An 18561-nucleotide genomic window follows, 5' to 3' on the forward strand; every position below is an offset into this window, starting at 1 on the left:
CGCCCGGACCCGGGCATCACGCGCGGTGCGCCGACCGGCCGCGTACACAACCGAACATCACGACCTGCGCCGGCACCTGTCGACGCAAACACAGACCTGACACACCAGATGTCAGCAACCGAAAGGGAAATATCACAATGGATCCAATGATTGGCCTCGGCGCACTCATCGGTGGCGGCCTGATCATGGCCGGTGGCGCCGTCGGTGCCGGTATCGGTAACGGTCTCGCCGGTAGCCAGCTGATCGCCGGTATCGCCCGTCAGCCGGAGGCACAGGGTCGCCTGTTCACCCCGTTCTTCATCACCGTCGGTCTGGTCGAGGCGGCCTACTTCATCAACCTGGCCTTCATGGCGCTCTTCGTGTTCGCCACCCCGATCAGCGCCGGCTGATCGTCGCTCTCCCTTTTGTCGCCGAGTAGAAACGACACCTCACCACAATGACGCTTGCTGCAGAGAACTTCCTGCTTCCGAATGGAACGTTCTTCGTTGTCCTGCTCATCTTCGTGATTTTGCTGCTGGTCATCCGCAAGTTCGTGGTTCCGCCGATTCAGCAGGTCCTCGAGGAGCGGGACGAGATGATCCACCGCACCGCGGAGGACAATCGGACTGCCGCCGCCGAATTCGAGGATGCGGACGTTCAGTTCCGTTCGCTCCTCAAGGAAGCGCGCGGTGAGGCCACCGCCAAGCGCGATGAAGCTCGCGCCCAGGGCCGTGAACAGCTGAACGAGATGAAGCAAGCAGCGTCCGCCGAGGCCGACGCCGCCCTGCAATCGACCAGCTCCGAGCTGTCGACGCAGGGTGAGCAGGCCGCCTCGACGGCTGCAGCTGATGTGGACGCACTCGCCAAGACCCTCGCGGCTCGTGTGCTCGGTGTCGACTCGGCCTCTCTTTCCGATACCCGATCGACGAGCGGAGCGGTGAACTGACCATGGCTGCCAACACTGAGACCGAATCCGGCCAGGGCCCCATCGGTACCTGGCTGCACGACATCGGTGCTGCGTTCGACCCTGCGATCTTCATCGCTCAGCTCTTCGGCTTCGCGGTCATCATCTTCCTGCTCTGGAAGTACGTCCGTCCGCCTGTGCAGAAGATGATGCGCGACCGGCAGGAGACCGTGCGTCAGCAGCTCGCCGAGAGCGAGGCCGCCTCCAAGCGGGTCGCCGAGGGCAAGAAGGCCCGCGAGAAGGCCGTCGCCGAGGCACGGGCCGAGGCGGAGCAGATGAAGAAGGACGCCGAGGCCGACGCCGAGGCGATCACCTCCGACATCCGGGCACAGGCCGACCACGAGGTCAAGCGCATCTCCGAACACGGACGCAACCAGGTCGCACTGGTGCGGGCGAACCTCGTGCGCCAGCTGCGGACCGACCTCGGGCTCACCGCTGTCGACAAGGCCGGCGAGATCGTCCGGAACCACCTCGCCGACGACTCGGCCCAGGCGGCCAGCGTCGATCGCGTCATCGAGGAACTCGAGCAGATGTCCTCGGGTACCACGAGCTCGGTCGCCTCGAGCGCCCAGCTCGTCGGACTGCACGCCATGCGGGCCGCGAGTCGTGACGCCGCTCTGGCGGTGTCTGAGCAGTTCGATTCCGCTGCAAGCGATCTCGACGGTTCGGCGCTCGCCGCGGCATCGGGTGACCTCACCGCGGCGATCAACTTCCTCAACGAGAACCCGGTCCTGCGCAAGCGTCTCGTAGAAGACGACGAGAACCCGGCGGGCAAGAAGGCCCTGGTCCACAACCTGTTCGACGGCAAGGTCGCACCGGTCGTGGTCGAGGTACTCGCCTCCGCGTCGAGTCATCGGTGGTCGTCATCGAGCGACTACGTCATCGGCCTGCGCCGCCAGAACTCCCTGATCGTGCTGACCGCCGCCGAACGCGACGGTGTCATCGAACAGGTCGAGGACGAACTGTTCCGCGTGAGCCGTGTCCTCGAGGCCAACCCACAGCTGGCATCACTGCTGTCCGAACACGGCAAGGACGCCGACAAGCGGGTCGATCTGCTGCAGAAGCTGGTGAGCGAGAAGGTCCACCCGCACACCTGGACGCTGCTGTCGTCGACCATCCGCCTGCTGCAGGGTCAGGCAGCCGACGTCGCGATCGATCAGCTCGCCGAGCTGGCCGCCGCACGCCGCGGCGAGTCGGTCGCCCACGTGGTCTCCGCATCCGAATTGTCGGACGCCCAGATCGATCGTCTGTCGAGCGTGCTCGGCGGAATCTACGGACGGACCATCTCGGTACAGACCGAGGTCGCGCCGGAACTGCTCGGCGGTCTCCGGATCAGCGTCGGCGACGAGGTCATCGACGCCGATGTCGCGACACGTCTGGCCAAGGCCGCGGAAACGCTCCCGCGCTGACGACCAGCATCACGAACACCCGAACACCACAGAGCCTCAGAGCCTCAGAGCCCAAAAGGAAAGACGAGAACCCATGGCGGAGTTGACGATCTCACCAGACGAGATTAAGGGAGCGATCGAGCAGTACGTCTCGTCGTTCGAAGCCGAAGCGTCGCGCGACGAGGTCGGCGTGATCACCGACACCTCGGACGGCATCGCTCACGTCGGTGGCCTCCCGAGCGCGATGGCCAACGAGCTCCTCGAGTTCCCGGGCGGCGTCCTCGGCGTCGCGCTGAACCTCGACGAGGACGAGATCGGTGCCGTCATCCTGGGTGACTACGAGTCGCTGGAAGAGGGCCAGCAGGTCAGCCGCACCGGCGACGTGCTCTCGGTGCCCGTCGGTGACGCGTTCCTCGGACGTGTCGTCAACCCGCTCGGCGCCCCGATCGACGGCCAGGGCGACATCGAGGCCGACGAGCAGCGCGTCCTCGAGCTGCAGGCTGCCTCGGTGCTCGAGCGCCAGCCGGTCGAGGAGTCGCTCGCCACCGGCATCAAGGCCATCGACGCCATGACCGCCATCGGCCGTGGCCAGCGCCAGCTGGTCATCGGCGACCGCAAGACCGGCAAGACCGCGGTCTGCATCGACGCCATCCTGAACCAGAAGGCGAACTGGGAGACCGGCGACCCCACCAAGCAGGTCCGCTGCATCTACGTGGCGATCGGTCAGAAGGGCTCGACCATCGCCGGCGTCAAGTCGGCGCTCGAAGAGGCCGGCGCGATGGAGTACACCACCATCGTCGCGGCTCCCGCCTCCGACTCGGCCGGCTTCAAGTGGCTCGCGCCGTACACCGGTTCGGCCATCGGGCAGCACTGGATGTACCAGGGCAAGCACGTTCTCATCGTGTTCGACGACCTGACCAAGCAGGCCGAGGCCTACCGCGCGATCTCACTGCTGCTGCGTCGCCCGCCGGGCCGCGAGGCATACCCCGGTGACGTCTTCTACTTGCACTCGCGTCTGCTGGAGCGTTGCGCAAAGCTCTCCGACGAGCTCGGCGGCGGTTCGATGACCGGTCTGCCGATCATCGAGACCAAGGCCAACGACGTCTCGGCGTTCATCCCGACCAACGTCATCTCGATCACCGACGGTCAGGTCTTCCTGGAGTCGGACCTCTTCAACAAGGGTGTCCGTCCCGCCATCAACGTCGGTACCTCGGTGTCGCGCGTCGGTGGTGCCGCACAGACCAAGGGCCTCAAGAAGGTGTCGGGCTCGCTGCGTCTGGAGCTGGCCCAGTTCCGTGAGCTGGAGGCCTTCTCGGCCTTCGCCTCCGACCTCGACGACGCGTCGAAGGCGCAGCTCGAGCGCGGCGCACGCTGGGTCGAGATGCTCAAGCAGGACCAGTACAGCCCCTTTTCGGTCGAGGATCAGATCGTGTCGATCTACCTCTGCGGTGAGGGCCACTACGACTCGGTCCCGGTCGACGACGTGCGCAACTTCGAGACCCAGCTGCTGAGCCACCTGCACCACAACGCCAAGGGCGTCTACGACTCGATCGCCGGCGGCAAGGCACTCGCCGACGATCAGGCCGAGGCGCTGGTCGCCGAGACCAACAAGTTCAAGAACGGCTACCTCACCCATGACGGACGCCGCGTCGTCAACGAGGCCGAGGCCGAGGCGATGGATGCCGACAACGTCGAGAACGAAGAGATCAAGATCCGCAAGTGATCTCGACGTCAACGGACATTGCGATAAGGAAGGGGTGAGGGCTCATGGCCAGCATTCGTGAGCTGCGCTCACGCATCCGGTCGGTCCAGTCGACCAAGAAGATCACCAAGGCGCAGGAACTGATCGCGACATCGCGCATCACCAAGGCGCAGGGACGCGTGGCTGCGGCCAAGCCGTACTCGCAGGAGATGACCGCGGTGCTCTCCGAGCTCGCGAGCAACTCGGGATCACTGGACAACCCGCTGCTCAACGAGCGGGAGAATCCCAAGCGTGCGGCGATCCTGGTCGTGACCAGTGACCGTGGCATGTGCGGTGGCTACAACGCCAACGTGCTGAAGGCGACCCGCGAACTCATCGCGCTCCTGCGTGACGAGGGCAAGGAAGCGGTCCTGTTCGTCATGGGACGAAAGGGCGTGGGATTCTTCGGCTTCCGCGGTATGGAGGTCTCGGATTCCTGGACGGGCTTCTCCGAGTCGCCGCAGTACTCCGACGCCGCGACCGCGACGAGCTTCCTCGTGGATCTCTTCCAGGCCGGATCGGGCACCGAGGTCGACCGCCCGGGCGGCGACGGCACCCTCGAGGGCGTCGACGAGCTGCACCTGGTCTACACCCGGTTCCAGTCGATGCTGGCGCAGGTGCCCGAGGTCCGGCGGATCGCCCCGCTGGTCGTCTCGGAGGACGACGACTCGTCCGACGACACCCCGTCGCGCAACTACACCTTCGAGCCGGGTGCGGAGGCGCTGCTCGACGCGCTGCTGCCGAAGTACGTGGCGACGCGGGTGTACGCGGCCCTGCTGGATTCGTCGGCATCGGAGTCGGCTGCACGCCGTACCGCGATGAAGGCCGCGACCGACAACGCCGAGGATCTGTCCAAGTCGCTGTCGCGCGAGGCCAACCAGCTCCGCCAGGCCCAGATCACCCAGGAAATCAGCGAGATCGTCGGCGGCTCGAGCGCACTGGCGAACTAGCCTGCACTGCCATCGACACCGGACCGACGAGACCCATACTTCGATTAAGAGGAAGTGACCCAAGCACCATGACCGCAGCAGTAGAAACCCCCTCCGCGCAGTCGGCGGGTTCCGCCGACGGGCGGGTCGTCCGCATCATCGGCCCCGTGGTCGACGTCGAGTTCCCGCGGGGCTCGATCCCTGAGCTGTTCAACGCCCTGCACGCCGAGATCGCCCTTCCCTCGGTGGCGAAGACCCTGACCCTCGAGGTCGCTCAGCACCTCGGCGACAACCTGGTGCGCACCATCTCGATGCAGCCGACCGACGGTCTGGTGCGCGGTGCGTCCGTGTCCGACACCGGCAAGTCGATCGTCGTGCCGGTCGGCGACGTGGTCAAGGGTCACGTCTTCAACGCCCTCGGCGACTGCCTCGACAGCCCGGGCCTCGGCCGCGACGGCGAGCAGTGGAGCATCCACCGCAAGCCGCCGGCCTTCGACGAGCTCGAGGGCAAGACCGAGATCCTCGAGACCGGTATCAAGGTGATCGACCTGCTGACCCCGTACGTCAAGGGCGGCAAGATCGGTCTGTTCGGTGGTGCGGGCGTCGGCAAGACCGTCCTCATCCAGGAGATGATCACCCGTATCGCACGTGAGTTCTCCGGTACGTCGGTGTTCGCCGGCGTCGGCGAGCGCACCCGTGAGGGCACCGACCTCCACCTCGAGATGGAGGAGATGGGCGTTCTCCAGGACACCGCCTTGGTGTTCGGTCAGATGGACGAGCCGCCGGGCACGCGTATGCGCGTGGCTCTGTCGGCGCTGACCATGGCGGAGTACTTCCGCGATGTGAAGCACCAGGACGTGCTGCTGTTCATCGACAACATCTTCCGCTTCACGCAGGCGGGCTCGGAGGTCTCGACCCTCCTCGGCCGTATGCCGTCCGCGGTGGGTTACCAGCCGACACTGGCCGACGAGATGGGCGAGCTCCAGGAGCGCATCACCTCGACCAAGGGCCGCTCGATCACCTCGCTGCAGGCGATCTACGTCCCCGCCGACGACTACACCGACCCGGCGCCGGCCACCACGTTCGCGCACCTCGACGCGACCACCGAGCTCTCGCGTCCGATCTCGCAGCTGGGTATCTACCCGGCCGTGGACCCGCTGACGTCGACCTCGCGCATCCTCGAGGCCTCGATCGTGGGCGACGAGCACTTCCGCGTCGCCAACGAGGTCAAGCGCATCCTGCAGAAGTACAAGGAGCTGCAGGACATCATCGCCATCCTCGGTATGGACGAGCTCTCCGAAGAGGACAAGGTCACGGTGCAGCGCGCTCGCCGTATCCAGAAGTTCCTCGGCCAGAACTTCCTCGTCGCCGAGAAGTTCACCGGCCAGAAGGGCTCGGTCGTCCCGCTCGCCGACACCATCGAGGCCTTCGACCGTGTCGCCAAGGGCGAGTTCGACCACCTGCCCGAGCAGGCGTTCAACAGCTGCGGTGGACTCGACGACGTGGAGGCCGCCGCCGCCAAGATCAGCGGAAAGTAGCGATTCGCCATGGCTGAGAAGTCCTTCCACGTGGAGGTTGTCTCCGCGGATCAGAGCTTGTACTCGGGTGAGGCCACGTTCCTGATCGCGCAGACGACCGTCGGCGAGCTGGGTGTCCTGGCCAACCACGAACCGCTTCTGGGGCAGCTCGTCCCGGGCGGTTTCGTGGTCATCGTCGAGGAGGGTGGCAAGCGCCGTGCGGCTGCAGTCGAGGGCGGGTTCCTCTCCGTCACCGGCGAGGCCGTCACGGTGCTGGCGGAGTCGGCCGACTGGGCCGACGACGTCGATCTCAACGCGGAGAAGACCGCGCTCGACGAAGCCGAGCCGGATTCCCCCGAGTACCACCGTGCTCACGCGCGTCTGACTGCGGCACAACACCTTTCGAAGTAGTTCACGCCGCGCGAGCGGTGAGTTCATGCACACAACCTCGGCCGGTCATCGGGATGTCACCGATGACCGGCCGAGGTCGTTCGCGTCACGTGTGCGCGGTCTGGCATGCTTGGTGCACAGCCCCGTCCCGCGTCTACGCAGCCCACGTCGTCGTCTTGAGCCCCACCGGGTTCGACGCCTTCGCGTATGCGCGGTGACTGCACAAAGGAGTAGGTGATGTCGCTGCCGGTCGTGTTGCTCAGTGTGCTGCTGGCGGTTGCGGTCATCGTCTGTGTCCTGCTCGCGACCCGCCTTGTGCAGCTGCGCAGGGCCGGCACCCCGGTGCTCCTCCGGTCGGTACCGGCGGCAGTGGACGAGGGGTGGCGTCACGGCACCGTTCATTACAGCGACAACTCGCTGCGCTACTACCGCCTCACATCGCTGCGGCCCGGGCCGTCGGTGACGTTTGCACGTCAGGGCCTGGAGATCTCGGGGCGCCGCGGGCCCGAGGGGACCGAGACGGAGATCCTCGACGGGATGTTGATCCTCCAGGTACAGACCGCCGGCCAGGCCGACAACGACTACGAGCTCGCCATGGGACCGGGTGCGGTCACGGCGTTCCAGTCCTGGTTGGAATCGCGGCAGTCCTCGCGGTCGCAACGCCGCAAGAGCGCGTAGACGCCGCAGTAGTCCAGAGAGCGCAGTCCAGCGAGCGCAGTCCAGAGAGCGCAGCCCAGCGAGCGCAGGTCAGCGTGCGGGGCGTTCGCGGTTGCCGCCGGGCACCCACTTCACGTCGCCGAGCGCTCCCTGCTCGGTGCGGTTCGCCACCCGCGACAAGATGAACAGCAGGTCAGACAGCCGGTTGAGGTACTTCGCCGGGAGCACGCTGGTGTCGTCGGGGTGTGCGTCCACCGCGGCCCACGCCGACCGTTCCGCTCGTCGGACGACGGTGCGCGCCTGGTGGAGAAAGGCGGCCAGAGGTGATCCGCCCGGCAGAATGAACGAGTCCAGTGCGGGAAGGTCGGCCCCGAAGCGGTCGCACCACGTCTCGAGCGCGTCGATGTAGTCCTGGGCGATCCGCAGTGGGGGATATGCGGGATCCTCGACGACCGGGGTGGAGAGGTCTGCCCCGGCGTCGAACAGGTCGTTCTGGATGGTGTGCAGTACGGCGCGGATCTCCTCGGGCACGTCTCCGCCCAGGGCGAGGGCCACGCCGATGACCGCGTTCGCCTCGTCGCAATCGGCGTAGGCGACGACGCGCGGATCGGTCTTCGGTACCCGCGAGAAGTCACTGAGTCCGGTGGAACCGTCGTCGCCGGTCCGGGTGTAGATCCTCGTCAGGTGTACCGCCATGCGTTGAATGTACTGCGTCGGTGGGACGCCGGACGGGGGCGGTTAAGGTGGCACTCGTGAGCGATCGGTTTCTGGTGTCGGGCGGGGCACGTCTGTCGGGTGAGGTGTCGGTGGGCGGCGCCAAGAACAGCGTTCTGAAACTCATGGCCGCCGCGTTGCTCGCCGAGGGGACGACGACGCTGACCAATGCGCCGGAGATCGCCGATGTCCCGCTGATGGCCGATGTGCTGCGAGGACTCGGGGCCGTCGTCGATCAGAACGGCGACACGGTCACCATCACCGCGCCGGCCGAACCCAAGTTCCATGCCGATTTCGCGGCGGTTCGTCAGTTCCGCGCCTCGGTCTGTGTGCTCGGTCCGCTGATGGCTCGGTGCCATCGGGCGGTGGTCGCGCTTCCGGGCGGGGACGCGATCGGGTCGCGACCGCTCGACATGCATCAGGCCGGGTTGCGCGCACTGGGGGCGACGAGTTCGATCGAGCACGGTTGCGTGGTGGCCGAGGCCGATGCGCTGATCGGTGCGCCGATCGCGCTGGAATTCCCCTCGGTCGGCGCCACCGAGAACATTCTGATGGCGGCGGTGCTCGCCGAGGGCCAGACGACGATCGACAACGCTGCGCGCGAGCCGGAGATCGTCGATCTGTGCGAGATGCTGCAGCAGATGGGTGCGCGGATCGAGGGCGCCGGGACGTCGACACTGACCGTGGTGGGGGTGGACCGGCTGCATCCGACCACGCATCGGGTCGTCGGCGACCGCATCGTCGGCGCCACCTGGGGGATCGCGGCCGCGATGACCCGCGGCGACGTGACCGTGCGGGGCGTGAAGCCCGCGCATCTGCAGCTGGTCCTGAACAAGCTCGTGGACACCGGTGCCGCCGTCGATACGTTCGACGACGGGTTCCGGGTGCGGCACGACCGCCGTCCGACCGCCGTGAACGTGTCCACGCTGCCGTTCCCGGGTTTTCCCACCGACCTGCAACCGATGGCGATCGGTCTCGCCGCGATCTCCGACGGCATGTCGGTCATCACCGAGAACGTCTTCGAGGCACGGTTCCGGTTCGTCGAGGAGATGGTGCGTCTCGGTGCCGATGCGCGGACCGACGGTCACCACGCGGTCATCCGCGGCATAGACCGACTTTCGAGCGCTCCGGTGTGGTGTTCGGACATCCGCGCCGGTGCCGGGTTGGTGCTGGCGGGGCTGGTGGCCGACGGGGTGACCGAGGTGCACGACGTCGAGCACATCGACCGCGGCTACCCGCATTTCGTGGAGATCCTGCGCAGCCTCGGCGGCGAGATCGAGCGCGTGAGCGACTGAACCTGTCCGATCGGGCAGGCCATGACCCCTCCCCGCGGGTGGATCCCCGTCGAGTACGGTCAGGACCCCTTGTCGCCGTTGTGATCTGGGCGACATTCTCGTTGTGACAGACCCAACCGTCACAAGGAGTTCACCACCATGGCCATTGAGCTGAACCAGATCTGGGACTTCCCGATCAAGGAGTTCCACCCGTTCCCGAAGGCGAAGCTCGGCGTGGGCGCGCACGACATGCTCGGGGTCGAGGCCAAAGAACTGGGCATGACCCGGGCGCTGCTCATGACCACCGGTCTGCGCGGCTCGGGGATCATCGAGGAACTGATCGGCAAGATCGAATACCAGGGCGTCGACGTCGTCCTGTACGACCAGGTGGAGTCCAATCCCAAGGACTACAACTGCATGGACGCCGCGGCGCTCTACCAGTCGGAGAAGTGCGACGGCATCATCTCGGTGGGCGGCGGCTCGAGCCACGACGCCGCCAAGGGCGCGCGCATGGTCATCGCGCACGACGGTCGCAACATCAACGAGTTCGAGGGCTTCTCCAAGGCCACGAACAAGGAGAATCCGAAGCACATCGCTGTCTCCACCACGGCCGGAACGGGTTCGGAGACGTCGTGGGCGTACGTCATCACCGACACCTCGGACATGAACAAGCCGCACAAGTGGGTGGCTTTCGACGACACATGTCTCGTCGATCTCGCAATGGATGATCCGCTGCTGTACTACACCTGCCCCGAACACTTCACCGCGTTCTGCGGCTTCGACGTGCTGGCCCACGCGAGTGAGCCGTACGTCTCGCGACTGGACTTCGCGCCGTCGCTCGGCAATGCCAAGTACTCGATCGAACTCATCCGGGATCATCTGCGCACGGCCGTCTACGACCCGCGCAATCTGGAGGCCCGTACCGGGATGATGCACGCGCAGTACATCGCCGCGCAGGCATTCAACTCGGGCGGCCTCGGTCTGGTGCACTCGCTGTCCCACGCGGTGAGCGCCTTCTACGACAGCCACCACGGGCTCAACAACGCGATCGCGCTGCCGCGTGTCTGGGAGTACAACCTGCCCGCGCGTTTCGAGCGGTACGCCGAAATCGCGGGGCTGCTCGGCGTCGACACCTCGAAGATGACCACGGTGCAGGCCGCGGACGCGGCGGTCGAGGAGGCCATCCGGTTGTCGAAGGATCTCGGCATCCCGGACAACTTCGGTCAGCTCTCGACGGCCAGCTACGACAAGAACCGGATGAACACGGGCAAGTACGAGGGCCGCGGCGAGACCATGGACACCTCGGACAAGCAGATCCGGGCGATCGCCGAACACATGATGGACGACTGGTGCACGCCGGGCAACCCGCGCGAGAGCACGGTCGAGTCGCTCATCCCGATGGTCGCGCACGCCTTCACCGGCAGTTACTGAACCGGCCACCGGCCCCGTATCCGACCCCCCCGACAAGGAGATCCACCCCTGATGACCGACATCTGCGCCCCGCCGGCGGCGTCCGAGGACATCGCCCATTTCGGTTCCGTCGAGGAGCTGACGGACGCTCTGGGGACCCAGGGTTATCTGATCGGTCCGGACCTGGCGGTCGTCGTCCATCTGGCGACGCTGCTCGACCGGCCGCTGCTGCTCGAGGGGCCGGCCGGGGTCGGTAAGACGGAGCTGGCCAAGGCGCTGGCCGCGGCGTCTGGGCGAGAGCTCGTGCGGTTGCAGTGTTACGAGGGCCTCGACGAGTCGCGGGCGCTGTACGAGTGGGATTACGCGCGTCAGCTGCTGCACGTGCAGATGCTCCGGGATCGGATCAGTTCCGAACTCGCCGCCGAGACGACCCTCTCGGCGGCGAGTTCGGCGCTCGCCCGCGCCGAGGTCGGGGTGTACACCGAGGACTTCCTCGTGGCGCGGCCGCTGCTGGCCGCCATCACCTCGACCTCACCGGCCGTCCTGCTCGTCGACGAGATCGATCGCACCGACGAGGCGATGGAGGCGGTGATGCTCGAAGTGCTCGCCGAGCGTCAGGTCACCGTGCCCGAACTGGGCACCTTCGTCGCACGATCCTCGCCGTGGGTCATCCTGACCTCCAACGACACCCGCGAGCTGTCGCCCGCGCTGAAACGCCGGTGCCTGCACTTCCAGGTCGACTACCCGGACCCGGCAACCGAGCGTGCGATCGTCGGTGTCCGGGCACCCGAGGTGGAGGACGCGGTCATCGGTGAGGTGGTTGACCTCGCGCGTCGCCTTCGAGAACTGCCGTTGCGCAAGAGTCCGTCCATCGCCGAGGTCATCGACGCCGCGCGTGCCGCGTCGTACCTCGGTGCCCGAGACCGTGGCGCGGGCGGCTCGGCCGATGCCGACCACCAGGGCGCCTTGCTCGCGCTCCTGGTGAAATTCGGCTCGGATGGCGACATCGCCCGGCGTGCGCTGGCATCGGGCGACGGTGCGGGTGACGAGGGCGGTACGCCCGTCGGGTCGGACGGCACGACCCCCATCGGATCGGTGACCGCCCGGGCGTTCGGGGCCGGACGCGCCCGCACCGCGGGTGTCCGCGCGGGTCGATGACCCGAGCACCGGTCGCGACGTGCCGCGACGAGGTGCTCGACCGGCTCGCGGTCGCCTTCGGGCGAGTGCTCCGGAGTGCAGGCGTCGCGGTCTCGCCCGCCGAGGTGATCGAGATCCGCCGTGCACTGTCGATCGTCGGCGGCGGCGAGCTGCCCGTATTGCGGGCGGCGCTTCGCGCGGTCTGCGTCAAATACTTCTATGAGGCACCGGGATTCGACATCGCTTTCGACAGGTTCTTCCTCGGCGGGGAGCCGGAGGGTGGCGACTCGGACGACCTGCCGCGACCCCGCGGCGTCGCCGCCGACCTACCCGACGACGTGATGTGGGACGAGGACTTCGACGGCGCCGGCCGCCGCATCGGAGCCGACGAACACACCGACGAGATCGGCCACCTGATGGCGGACGACCCCGATGCGGCCGAACGGCAGGGAGAGAGCGCACATCGGGAGGAGAACGACTTCAGTGTCTCCGCCGGCGCCGAGCGGCTGGGGGTCGACACCGATGAGGGAGCCACGGGCGGGGGAGTGACCTACACCGTGGAGATCGACACGGCCGACTCGTCCACGGTCGGCGAGCTGACCTCGGCGGCGGCGCGCGTCCGAGGTCGCCCGCTCGGACTGGACGGCGCTGCTGCGATACTCGCCGCGCTCGATGCCTTCGATCCGCGTCGGGCATACGGGACCGACGGGACCGACGATCTCGGCGACGGCCGTCGAGCCGACCTCGAGCAGGCGTTGAACGCGTTCGTCGACGCGCTGGCGTCCCGCCTCGAAGCCGAGGGTCATGCCGAAGCTGTTGGCGAGCACTCCGAGACAACCGGTCGCGTCGATCAGGGCGAGATCGATCGTGCGTGTCACCGGCTGGTCCAGCGCATGCGCGGCGCGCCACGCCGCGTGGTGCGCCCGGTGGACCGCGGTGCGCTCGACATCAGGGCGACGATGCGCGCGTCAGTCGCGACCGACGGTGTGCCCGCCGAGCTGTGGCGTCGACGCCTGCGGCCCGGGCCGGTGCGGATGATCGTGCTCGTCGACGTCTCGCTGTCTGTCCGTCCGGTCACCGGCTTCATCCTCAGGCTGGCCCAGACCCTGCATCGTTTCGGAGATCGGTGCGAGGTGGTCGCCTTCGTCGACCGCCCGGTTCGCGTGACCACCGCGCTTCGTGGCGCGACGGCCGACGCGGCACTGACGGCCGTCCTCGCCGCCGACGGTCTGGATCTCGCCGCGACGAGCGACTACGGTCGCGTGTTCGCCGGGATGCTCGGCGATTTCGGGGATCTCCTCGGGCGACGGACATCCGTGCTCGTCGTCGGGGACGCGCGCAGCAACGGCGCGGATCCACGCATCGATCTGATGGCCGAGATCGCCCGCCGCGCACACCGGATCGCCTGGATCACACCGGAACCCGAGCGCTACTGGACTCAGGCCGGATGTGCGATGGCCGATTACGCCGAGTTCTGCGACGGAGTCGTGAGCGTGCGCGATGCAACCGAGATGGTGGCGCACTGTGACGAGTTGGGTGCAGCGCTCAGGTGAGGTGAGTAGCGTCGGTGTACCGGCGAGGCGGCGCCGGTATGTGAGGCGCACGACCGTCGCCGGCGAGGTGTCGAAGGGATCGGAGGCAGGTCGGATGCAGGGTGGCGCGCACCGTCAGAGGACATCGGGCCTGGTCGCCAAGTTCCACGCTCCGGAGATCGTTCTCGGACCGGGCGCATTCGGTGAGGTCCCCGTCGCCACGGCCGGTCTCGGGATGCGCCGGCCTTTCGTGGTGAGCGATCGTCGCCTGGAGGCGACGCCCTGGTTCGCGCAGTTGCGGGAGGGGTTGCGTCGCGCGGGACTCACCGTCGAGTCGTACCTCGACGTGTCACCCAACCCGCGGGCGGCCGAGGTCGCGGCCGCGTTCGTCGCCTACAAGGCGCACGACGCGGACGGGTTGGTCGCCCTGGGCGGGGGTTCGGTCATCGACGCAGCCAAGGGTGTCGCCGTGCTCGCGGCGAACGGCGGACACATCCTGGAGTACGAGGGGATCGACCGCGCCCGGCGTCCACTGCCCCCACTCGTCGCGGTCCCGTCCACAGCGGGCAGCGGTGCCGACGTCTCGCAGTTCTGCATCATCAACGACGCCGAGCGTCGCACCAAGGTGACGATCATCGGGCGGTCGCTGGTACCCGACGTGACGGTTTCCGACCCGACCCTGTTGACCACCGCGCCCGCGGAGGTCACCGCGCAGGTGGGGATGGACGTGCTGACCCACTGCGTCGAGGCCTACGTGTCCCTCGCGCACGGACGTTTGACGGATTCGCTTGCGCTGGAATCGATCCGGGGAGTCTGGACGCACCTCGAGAGACTCGTCGACGACCCGCGGGACCACGTCGCTGCCGAGGAGATGTCGCTGGCGGCACTGCGGGCGGGCATGGCGTTCACGAACGCGATCCTCGGCGCGACCCATGCCATGAGCCACCCGGTCGGCGGTCACTGCGATGCGCCGCACGGCGCCATCAACTCGGTCCTGCTGCCGCACGTGATCCGTTACAACGCGCATGTGTGCGCGGACGGATTCGTCGATCTCGCCGACGCCATCGGCGTGGACACCCGCGGGGACGCGCGGACGGTGGCCGATCGGTTGGCCGATGCGATCGCCGGTCTGGGCGAACGGGTGGGCATGCCCTCGACACTGGCCCCGCTCGGGGTGCGGACCGGCGACCTGGACCAACTCACCGCCCATGCCCTGGCGGACTCCTGCATGATGACCAACCCGCGCCGCCCGGAGACCGCCGGAATCCGTGAGCTGTATGCGGAGGCGTTGTGATGACCGGCCCCGCGCCCGACCGGGGCGTCCGTCCCGAGCAGGCCGACCTCGACAGCCTCGTCGGTCTGCGATCGGTGAAGGGCAGTCACTATGCGGCGCTGCGCGGGGTCGAGGCCCGACTGAGCCGGGTGGTGGGTGCCCTCGAACGCATCTCGCGTGCTCTGGTGCGCACCGCCGAGGGGCCCGAAGCACTCGTCACCTCCGTCGTGGAGGCGGCCCGCGACCACCTGGAAGCGGAGTGGGTGGTGTTCGGGCTCGCCGACGGCAGGCTCGAACGGTCCGCCCCGAGGCACCTGATCTGCGCGAGCGGCGGCCGGTTGTTCGCCTTCGAGGGTTCGCAGAACGCCTCCGCCCCAGAGGAACTGCCCGACGCGGTACTCAACCGCCTCAACGACATCTTGCGCGGTCACGCGCCGCTGCTGCACGGCCCGATCCTGGAGGAGGATCATGTGCACGTTCCGGTGGAACTCGACGGCAGCGTCGTCGGCGGACTGTCGGCGTGGACGCCCGCCGGTCGCGGCGTGGACCCCACCGATGTCGTCGTCCTGCGAATCCTGGCCAGTCAGGCGATCGTCGCGCTGCTCAACGCCGAGCTCTTTTCCGAGACCAACAGGCACGCAGCGGAATTGGCAGAACGCAACAGCGAACTCGAACGGACCCAGCGGGAGTTGTCCGCGGCGATGCGGACCACCGTCCTGAACGAGGAGCGCGCTCGGATCGCACGGGAGCTGCATGACTCGGTCACGCAGTCGGTCCTGTCGGCAGGCGTCCAGATCGAGTTGTGCCGCGGCCTCGTGGACGGACCGGCTCTGGACCGTCTGCAGATGGCCGGGCGGCTCACCAAGGAGGCGGTCGAACAGCTGCGATCGTTCATCTATGCGCTGAACAACGCGACGAACGCCCCGTCGCCGAGTGTCCGCGAGGTTCTGGCCGAGCTGTGCTCACTGCACATGCCCCCTGACCTGCACACGTCGGTCGATGTGCGCGGACGCGCCCGCGATCTCGCCGACGACGTGCAACACGCGCTGCTACGGATCGCAGGTGAGGGGTTGTTCAACGCCGCGATCCATTCCCACGCCGGCCGCGTCGCGGTGACGCTCACCTACCGGCCGGACCGGGTCGGGTTGGCCGTCGACGACGACGGTGTGGGTGACCCTGACCACCTGCGACGCGTTCTCCGCACCGCGTCCCTGGGCGACCTCACGGCGGGTCGGCATCGTGGTCTGGCGAACATGTCGTCCCGCGCGGCTGAGCTGGGCGGCGAGCTGCGGATCCGTAGGTCTCGACTCGGCGGCATCCGGATCGGCGCGGTGCTGCCCACCATGCGCCCGTCTCCGACGCCGGACATACACACCTCCGCGAACGCGGACGGACCGATATCGATCAAGGAGTCCGGTTGAGCGGCATCGAGACCACACACCCGATCAGAACGTTGCTCGTCGACGACCACGCCCTGTTGCGCGAGGGGATGCGGTCGTTGCTGGAACGCGACCAGGTCGTCGAGGTGGTGGGTGAGGCCGGTTCTCACGACGCGGCACTGGCCGAGGTGAACGCGTGCCGGCCCGATGTGGTGGTCGTCGACCTGAAACTCTCGGCGGGCACGGAGTACGAGGGTCTGCGCTTGATCAAGGAGATCGCGCAACGTCACCCCGGGGTCGCGGCCCTGGTGCTCACGACGTTCCTCGACGACGACCTCGTTGTCCGGGCCGTACGTGCCGGAGCCCGCGGGTACGTGGTCAAGGACGTGGACACGACCGAACTCGTGCGGGCCATCCAGGCGGTGTCGACCGGGGGGAGCGCTTTCGACCCGCGGAGCGCGGCCGTCGTGTTGCGGACGGTCTCGGGCGAAGGTGACACGTCCGAGGCGCTCAGTGACCGCGAGCGGGAGGTGTTGCGCCTCCTGGCCGACGGGCTGTCCAACAAGCGGATCGGTGAGACGCTCTACATCTCCGAATCGACCGTGAAGTTCCACATCCGCAACATCATCCGCAAACTCGGGGTCTCCAAGCGCACCGACGCGGTGTACATCGCGAGCAAGCGCGGACTCATCTGAGCGCGCCTCGGCGCGGGGTCAACACCAACCAGCCTCCGTGGTCGTCGAAGACCTCGGCGCCGGCGTGTGGCACCTGTCGCGCCCATGAGTGGAGGTCGGACTCCCGGAGCCGCAGAACGTGACCGAAGTGGGGACTGGGCTGCTCCTCGAAGGGCACTCCGATGACGACCCGGTGACGCGCGACCCGAAGCGCCTCGGTGATCGCGGTCGCGGCGGCGGAACCATCGAGATGCTCGAGAAGGTGGATGAGGGTCACCGTGTCGGCGGAACGGTCAGGGTAGGGAAGGGCGGTGGCGTCTCCGACCATGGCATCGACCGACACACCCTGTCGGCGGGCGGCCGCGGACAGCAACGACACCGCACCCGGCGAGATGTCGCAGGCGGAGACGTCGAAGCCCTCCATCGCGCAGCCGAGGGCGAAGAAACCGAAGCAGCAACCGACTTCGAGGACGCTGCGGCCTCGGAGCAGAGCGCGTGCGCGGTGATGAACCGGGGCAAATGCCGATATGCCACAGCGCAATTCGCGTAGAGAATTCCGGTAGAAGGCTGACCAGGCATCGGTGCGCAACTCTGCGGAGGTGCGGATGATCCCCAGCGCGGCGGCCTCGAATTGCTCCTGACCCGACAGGACGCCCGCCTCGACGAGTGACACCAGCCCGTCGACGACACCCGCGTCCGACACCGACCCTTCGTCGAAGGGATGGGCGATGTGCACGACCCCGGCCACGACGCGCCAGGAGAGGAGACCGCAACGGACGAAACCCGAAGGCACCAGCGACGATCGGCGCACAACGGGTAGGCCGTGCGATGGGTCTGCCGTCGGCTTCGCAAGCCGGGCCGGCGTCGAGATCTTCTCGATTGCAGTCATGAAACGACGGTAGGAACTCGCTGACCTGCGCATAACTGACCAACAGGTGCCTCGTGCCTGTCCGAACGGACGGTTTGCGGCGCACGTCACACTCGCGACTTCGTCGAATCTGGTGGCGTGACAGTGGTATTCGCAAGCGGACTCGTGCCGGTGACCTGCGGTGATGTTGCGCCAGACGCGTGCCGACCTGGCGATTTGACCCCGGCGATCCGGTTGCGTAACTTTCTTCAAGTCAGCGAGCCACGGCGCCGCCCCGGAGGGCCTGAGAGGGTCTGAAGGCGGGGAGTGGAGACCGGGTTTTTCGTTGGCCGCCCCTGATTGTTTCGGCTGAGGCTTTTGTGTCTTGGTTGGGTGGTTGGGGTTGCCAGATCTCTTGAGTCCGAAACTTTTCGGGGTTGCGGACTGCGGATCGGGTCTGGTAGGCTGGAAGAGTTGCCCCGGAGACGGGGTGGCGGAGATTGTGTGGACTCAAGTCTGCTGGTGAGGGCCCTTTTGGGGGTGGGTAGCTGGTGGGTGTGTGTTCTTTGAGAACTCGATAGTGTGATGATGAATTGTCTGATGCCATTTGTGGCATCGAGCATCTTTTGTGGATGTTGATGTTTTTGTGGCGCCTCGCCTTTTGGGTGTGGGTGTCATTTGTTTTGCTAGGTTTATTTTGGTCAGGTTTGCTTTCCTGGTTGTGTTGAAATGCTGGCCTTCCTTGTGGGGGGTTGG

17 protein-coding genes are annotated in these 18561 nt (G+C 67.1%); 15 read left to right on the forward strand and 2 right to left on the reverse strand.

Features of this window, described 5'->3' with window-relative positions:
• The first annotated feature begins 137 nt into the window (after nt 1-137).
• From ACSUZC_RS09110 to ACSUZC_RS09145, 8 genes are all read left to right on the forward strand, one after another.
• On the forward strand, nt 138-389 hold the full coding sequence (locus tag ACSUZC_RS09110) for a F0F1 ATP synthase subunit C (protein WP_004021252.1): 252 nt from the start codon (nt 138-140) through the stop codon (nt 387-389).
• A 47-nt stretch (nt 390-436) separates the two neighbouring features.
• Nucleotides 437-925 carry a F0F1 ATP synthase subunit B gene (locus tag ACSUZC_RS09115; RefSeq protein ID WP_439032504.1) on the forward strand — a complete coding sequence of 163 codons (489 nt, stop codon included), beginning with the start codon at nt 437-439 and terminating at the stop codon, nt 923-925.
• Between the two features lie 2 nt (nt 926-927).
• The gene (locus ACSUZC_RS09120; RefSeq protein ID WP_439032505.1) at nt 928-2352 is read left to right on the forward strand and encodes a F0F1 ATP synthase subunit B/delta; all 1425 of its coding nucleotides are present in this window, start codon (nt 928-930) and stop codon (nt 2350-2352) included.
• 73 nt (nt 2353-2425) lie between these two features.
• Nucleotides 2426-4054, forward strand: a complete 1629-nt coding sequence (gene atpA / locus ACSUZC_RS09125; RefSeq protein ID WP_439032506.1) for a F0F1 ATP synthase subunit alpha — start codon at nt 2426-2428, stop codon at nt 4052-4054.
• A 44-nt stretch (nt 4055-4098) separates the two neighbouring features.
• Nucleotides 4099-5022 (forward strand): F0F1 ATP synthase subunit gamma, encoded by a 924-nt coding sequence (locus tag ACSUZC_RS09130; RefSeq protein WP_439032507.1) that lies wholly within the window; start codon nt 4099-4101, stop codon nt 5020-5022.
• A gap of 68 nt (nt 5023-5090) precedes the next feature.
• A complete protein-coding gene (gene atpD, locus ACSUZC_RS09135; RefSeq protein WP_439032508.1) occupies nt 5091-6539 on the forward strand; it encodes a F0F1 ATP synthase subunit beta in 1449 nt (482 codons plus the stop codon).
• Nucleotides 6540-6548: 9 nt separating this feature from the next.
• Nucleotides 6549-6929: a F0F1 ATP synthase subunit epsilon gene (locus tag ACSUZC_RS09140; protein WP_238423200.1), complete on the forward strand. Its 381-nt coding sequence runs from the start codon at nt 6549-6551 to the stop codon at nt 6927-6929.
• 216 nt (nt 6930-7145) lie between these two features.
• Nucleotides 7146-7586 (forward strand): DUF2550 domain-containing protein, encoded by a 441-nt coding sequence (locus ACSUZC_RS09145; protein ID WP_439032509.1) that lies wholly within the window; start codon nt 7146-7148, stop codon nt 7584-7586.
• A 69-nt stretch (nt 7587-7655) separates the two neighbouring features.
• Here ACSUZC_RS09145 and ACSUZC_RS09150 read toward each other — a convergent pair whose 3' ends face one another.
• Nucleotides 7656-8261 (reverse strand): cob(I)yrinic acid a,c-diamide adenosyltransferase, encoded by a 606-nt coding sequence (locus tag ACSUZC_RS09150; RefSeq protein ID WP_439032510.1) that lies wholly within the window; start codon nt 8259-8261, stop codon nt 7656-7658.
• A gap of 56 nt (nt 8262-8317) precedes the next feature.
• On the opposite strand from ACSUZC_RS09150, the gene murA reads away from it, so the two are divergent.
• From murA to ACSUZC_RS09185, 7 genes are all read left to right on the forward strand, one after another.
• Nucleotides 8318-9574, forward strand: a complete 1257-nt coding sequence (gene murA / locus ACSUZC_RS09155) for a UDP-N-acetylglucosamine 1-carboxyvinyltransferase (protein WP_439032511.1) — start codon at nt 8318-8320, stop codon at nt 9572-9574.
• A 138-nt stretch (nt 9575-9712) separates the two neighbouring features.
• Nucleotides 9713-10984 (forward strand): NDMA-dependent methanol dehydrogenase, encoded by a 1272-nt coding sequence (mdo, locus tag ACSUZC_RS09160; RefSeq protein WP_439032512.1) that lies wholly within the window; start codon nt 9713-9715, stop codon nt 10982-10984.
• 51 nt (nt 10985-11035) lie between these two features.
• The gene (locus tag ACSUZC_RS09165) at nt 11036-12121 is read left to right on the forward strand and encodes a MadB family AAA-type ATPase (protein WP_439032513.1); all 1086 of its coding nucleotides are present in this window, start codon (nt 11036-11038) and stop codon (nt 12119-12121) included.
• Nucleotides 12118-13653 carry a MadC family VWA domain-containing protein gene (madC, locus tag ACSUZC_RS09170; protein ID WP_439032514.1) on the forward strand — a complete coding sequence of 512 codons (1536 nt, stop codon included), beginning with the start codon at nt 12118-12120 and terminating at the stop codon, nt 13651-13653. Before ACSUZC_RS09165 ends, madC begins: the two co-directional genes overlap by 4 nt.
• 94 nt (nt 13654-13747) lie before the next feature.
• The gene (locus ACSUZC_RS09175; protein ID WP_439033053.1) at nt 13748-14926 is read left to right on the forward strand and encodes an iron-containing alcohol dehydrogenase; all 1179 of its coding nucleotides are present in this window, start codon (nt 13748-13750) and stop codon (nt 14924-14926) included.
• Entirely contained in the window at nt 14926-16326 is a 1401-nt protein-coding gene (locus tag ACSUZC_RS09180; RefSeq protein ID WP_439032515.1) for a MadS family sensor histidine kinase, read from the forward strand. The genes ACSUZC_RS09175 and ACSUZC_RS09180 overlap by 1 nt, the downstream gene beginning before the upstream one ends.
• Nucleotides 16323-16979: a MadR family response regulator transcription factor gene (locus ACSUZC_RS09185; RefSeq protein WP_439032516.1), complete on the forward strand. Its 657-nt coding sequence runs from the start codon at nt 16323-16325 to the stop codon at nt 16977-16979. Before ACSUZC_RS09180 ends, ACSUZC_RS09185 begins: the two co-directional genes overlap by 4 nt.
• On the opposite strand, the gene mftM is transcribed toward ACSUZC_RS09185, so the two are convergent.
• Nucleotides 16972-17847: a mycofactocin oligosaccharide methyltransferase MftM gene (gene mftM / locus ACSUZC_RS09190; RefSeq protein WP_439032517.1), complete on the reverse strand. Its 876-nt coding sequence runs from the start codon at nt 17845-17847 to the stop codon at nt 16972-16974. The genes ACSUZC_RS09185 and mftM overlap by 8 nt on opposite strands.
• Between the last annotated feature and the right edge of the window lie 714 nt (nt 17848-18561).

This window comes from Gordonia terrae, from assembly GCF_051789125.1.
Taxonomy (GTDB): Bacteria; Actinomycetota; Actinomycetes; order Mycobacteriales; family Mycobacteriaceae; genus Gordonia; species Gordonia terrae_A.

Bases quoted from the DNA above. Each gene is read 5' to 3' on its own strand.
- mftM (WP_439032517.1), bottom strand. From the start codon at position 17,847: ATGACTGCAATCGAGAAGATCTCGACGCCGGCCCGGCTTGCGAAGCCG.
- ACSUZC_RS09140 (WP_238423200.1), top strand. From the start codon at position 6,549: ATGGCTGAGAAGTCCTTCCACGTGGAGGTTGTCTCCGCGGATCAGAGC.
- ACSUZC_RS09120 (WP_439032505.1), top strand. From the start codon at position 928: ATGGCTGCCAACACTGAGACCGAATCCGGCCAGGGCCCCATCGGTACC.
- atpD (WP_439032508.1), top strand. From the start codon at position 5,091: ATGACCGCAGCAGTAGAAACCCCCTCCGCGCAGTCGGCGGGTTCCGCC.
- ACSUZC_RS09130 (WP_439032507.1), top strand. From the start codon at position 4,099: ATGGCCAGCATTCGTGAGCTGCGCTCACGCATCCGGTCGGTCCAGTCG.
- ACSUZC_RS09115 (WP_439032504.1), top strand. From the start codon at position 437: ATGACGCTTGCTGCAGAGAACTTCCTGCTTCCGAATGGAACGTTCTTC.
- ACSUZC_RS09180 (WP_439032515.1), top strand. From the start codon at position 14,926: ATGACCGGCCCCGCGCCCGACCGGGGCGTCCGTCCCGAGCAGGCCGAC.
- ACSUZC_RS09175 (WP_439033053.1), top strand. From the start codon at position 13,748: ATGCAGGGTGGCGCGCACCGTCAGAGGACATCGGGCCTGGTCGCCAAG.
- atpA (WP_439032506.1), top strand. From the start codon at position 2,426: ATGGCGGAGTTGACGATCTCACCAGACGAGATTAAGGGAGCGATCGAG.
- ACSUZC_RS09145 (WP_439032509.1), top strand. From the start codon at position 7,146: ATGTCGCTGCCGGTCGTGTTGCTCAGTGTGCTGCTGGCGGTTGCGGTC.
- ACSUZC_RS09150 (WP_439032510.1), bottom strand. From the start codon at position 8,261: ATGGCGGTACACCTGACGAGGATCTACACCCGGACCGGCGACGACGGT.
- ACSUZC_RS09165 (WP_439032513.1), top strand. From the start codon at position 11,036: ATGACCGACATCTGCGCCCCGCCGGCGGCGTCCGAGGACATCGCCCAT.
- mdo (WP_439032512.1), top strand. From the start codon at position 9,713: ATGGCCATTGAGCTGAACCAGATCTGGGACTTCCCGATCAAGGAGTTC.
- madC (WP_439032514.1), top strand. From the start codon at position 12,118: ATGACCCGAGCACCGGTCGCGACGTGCCGCGACGAGGTGCTCGACCGG.
- ACSUZC_RS09110 (WP_004021252.1), top strand. From the start codon at position 138: ATGGATCCAATGATTGGCCTCGGCGCACTCATCGGTGGCGGCCTGATC.